The following is a 2,901-nucleotide window of genomic DNA, read 5'->3' as shown; positions in this document are numbered from 1 at the left end:
CCGTACCGTGGGCTTGACCGACGGGGTGCGCCGCGCCCGGGGGCGCGGCAAGGACGACGCGGAGGACTTCGCGGCCCAACTCGACGAGCTGCTGGGCTGGTTCGAGGGGACCTCCCCGACCGGGGCGCACGCGCGTCCCGCGGAAGGGCTGCGTGTGCCGCCGTTCGTGCTGGCCCTGGGCGAGGGCGCCGCGATCGCGGCCCGCGCCGGGCTTCCCATGGTGATCGGCGACCTCAGGAACCGCGAGAGGATGCTGCGCGGCATCGACGCCTACCGGGCCGGATTCCGGCCCTCCGCCTGGGCCTCGGAGCCGTACGTGGTGATCTCCGGCACGGTCGCGGTGGCCGCCACGCCCGAGGAGGCCCGGCGGCTGCTGCTCCCGGAGGCCTGGTCCATGGCGCACTCGCGCACCCACGGCACCTTCCCGCCCCTGCCGTCCGCCGAGGACGTCGAGGCCCGGACGATGACCGGGAAGGAGCGCGGCTTGTACGAGTCCGGCCTGACCGGGCACATCGCGGGCACGGAGGAGCAGGTGGCCGACGAGCTGGAAGCGGTGCTGAAGGACTCCGGTGCCCAGGAGGTCCTCGTCACGACCAGCACGTACGACCGATCGGCGCTGCTGGACTCCTACCGGCGGCTGGCCGGCGTCGTGAACCCGGAGACGAGCACCGGCACCGGCTGACGGCCGGAGAACCGCTGTCGGCCTCCGGCCACCCGCCTCGCTCTCAGACGGCGGCCGCCTGATCCGTCCGGATCGTGATCGCTCCGTCGGCGGCGTCCACCACGGCCCGCTCGCCCGAGTTCAGCTGACCGGACAGGAGCAGGTCGGCGAGCCGGTCGTCGACCTCGCGCTGGATGGTGCGGCGCAGCGGGCGGGCACCGAAGTCGGGCTGGTGCCCGATGTCCGCGAGCAGGTCGGCGGCCGTGTCGGTGACCTCCAGGGTGACGTCCTGGGCGTGCAGGCGGCGCCGGGTGTGTTCCAGCAGGAGGTCGACGATCTGGCGCAGCTGGGTGCGGTCCAGTCCGCGGAAGACGATGATCTCGTCGATGCGGTTGAGGAACTCGGGCCGGAAGTGCTGCTGGAGGGCGGGCATGACGGCTTCACGGACCTTGGCGTAGTCCTCGGTGCCGGCGGCCAGGATCCGGTCGGCGCCGATGTTCGACGTCATGATCACGACGGTGTTCTTGAAGTCGACCGTGCGGCCCTGGGAGTCGGTGAGCCGGCCGTCGTCGAGCAGTTGCAGCAGCGTGTTGAAGACGTCCGGGTGCGCCTTCTCGACCTCGTCGAGCAGCAGCACGGCGTACGGCTGCCTGCGCACGGCCTCGGTGAGCTGGCCGGCCTCCTCGTGGCCGACGTATCCGGGAGGGGCGCCGACCAGGCGGGAGACCGTGTGCCGCTCCTGGTACTCGCTCATGTCCAGGCGGATCATGCGGGTCTCGTCGCCGAAGAGGGCGGCGGCGAGGGCGCGGGCGAGCTCCGTCTTGCCGACGCCCGTGGGGCCCAGGAACAGGAAGCTGCCGACCGGGCGGTTGGGGTCGCTCATGCCCGCGCGGGCGCGGCGGACGGCCCGTGCGACGGCGGTGATCGCCTCGTCCTGGCCGACGACCCGCTCGTGGAGGTGCTCCTCCAGCTTCATCAGCCGCTCACGCTCCTCCTCGGTGAGCTGTGCGACGGGGATGCCGGTGGTGCGGGAGACGACCTCGGCGATGTCCTCGGCGGTGACCCTGGGCGCGTGTTCGTCCGCCTTGCTCATGTCGGCCCGCCGCCCCTCCGCCTCCTTGATCCGGTCGCGCACTTCCCTGGCGCGCTCGTACTCCTCGTCGGCGACCGCCTGGTCCTTCTCCCGGTTCAGGGCGGCGATCCGGTCCTCGATCTCCCGGATGTCGGCCACCGGGGTCTTGTCGCGCAGCCGGACCCGGGCGGCGGCCTGGTCCATCAGGTCGATGGCCTTGTCGGGCAGGAAGCGGGAGGTGATGTAGCGGTCGGACAGCTCGGCCGCGGCGACGACCGCCTCGTCGGTGATGCGCACCTGGTGGTGGGCCTCGTAGCGGTCGCGCAGGCCGCGCAGGATCTCGATGGTGTCGTCCACGGTCGGCTCGCCGACCAGGATGGGGGCGAAGCGGCGCTCCAGGGCGGCGTCCTTCTCGATGTGCCTGCGGTACTCGTCGACGGTCGTCGCCCCGATCAGGTGCAGCTCGCCGCGGGCCAGGGCGGGCTTGAGCATGTTGCCCGCGTCCATGGCGCCCTCGCCGCCCCCGCCGGCGCCGACGACGGTGTGCATCTCGTCGAGGAACAGCACCAGTTCGTCGCCGTGCTCACGCACCTCGTCGAGCAGCTTCTTCATCCGCTCCTCGAACTCGCCCCGGTACTTGGTCCCGGCCACCATCCCCGCCAGGTCCAGCAGGACCAGCCGCTTGCCCTCCAGGGTCCTGGGCACGTCCCCCGCGGCGATGCGCTGGGCGATGCCCTCGACGATGGCGGTCTTGCCGACGCCGGGGTCGCCGATGAGGACGGGGTTGTTCTTGCTGCGCCTGGAGAGGACCTCGATGGTCTGCTCGACCTCGCCGTCCCGCCCGATCACAGGGTCGAGGCGCCCCGCTCGGGCGTCCTCGGTGAGGTCGCGGCCGTACTCGTCGATGGTCGGTGTGCTACTGGGTTTCCGGTGCTCGGCAGAGGGCTCCACCGGCATCCGGGTCGGCTCCCAGCCGCCCTCGGCGAGCGACTGCCCGGCGGACGACTCCGGGTTCGCGGCGATCGCCCTCAACAGGTGTTCGGGACCGATGTAGGAGGCGTCCTCGGCACGGGAGATCTGATAGGGGAGCACGAGACCACGCATGGCGGGCGGGGTGTGGGGGGTTGCGGCGGGCCACTCGGCGCCCGCCGGGCGCCGAGCGACTCCC

General features: G+C 72.4%; 2 protein-coding genes. One reads left to right on the top strand and one right to left on the bottom strand.

The genetic code is table 11. The features are described 5' to 3' along the window. Window positions 1-682 (top strand): LLM class flavin-dependent oxidoreductase (locus ACFW2E_RS44580; RefSeq protein ID WP_384477230.1); only part of this gene is annotated, 682 nt, incomplete at its 5' end. 43 nt (window positions 683-725) lie between these two features. On the opposite strand, the gene ACFW2E_RS44575 is transcribed toward ACFW2E_RS44580, so the two are convergent. Then, on the bottom strand, window positions 726-2,901 hold a 2,176-nt coding region (locus tag ACFW2E_RS44575; protein WP_384477227.1), incomplete at its 5' end, for an ATP-dependent Clp protease ATP-binding subunit.

Origin of the sequence: Streptomyces sp. NPDC058964, assembly GCF_042741275.1 — a bacterium.
Classification (GTDB): domain Bacteria; phylum Actinomycetota; class Actinomycetes; order Streptomycetales; family Streptomycetaceae; genus Streptomyces.
Note: the sequence above shows the minus strand (reverse complement) of the source record. Positions and strands in the feature narration are given on the sequence as shown.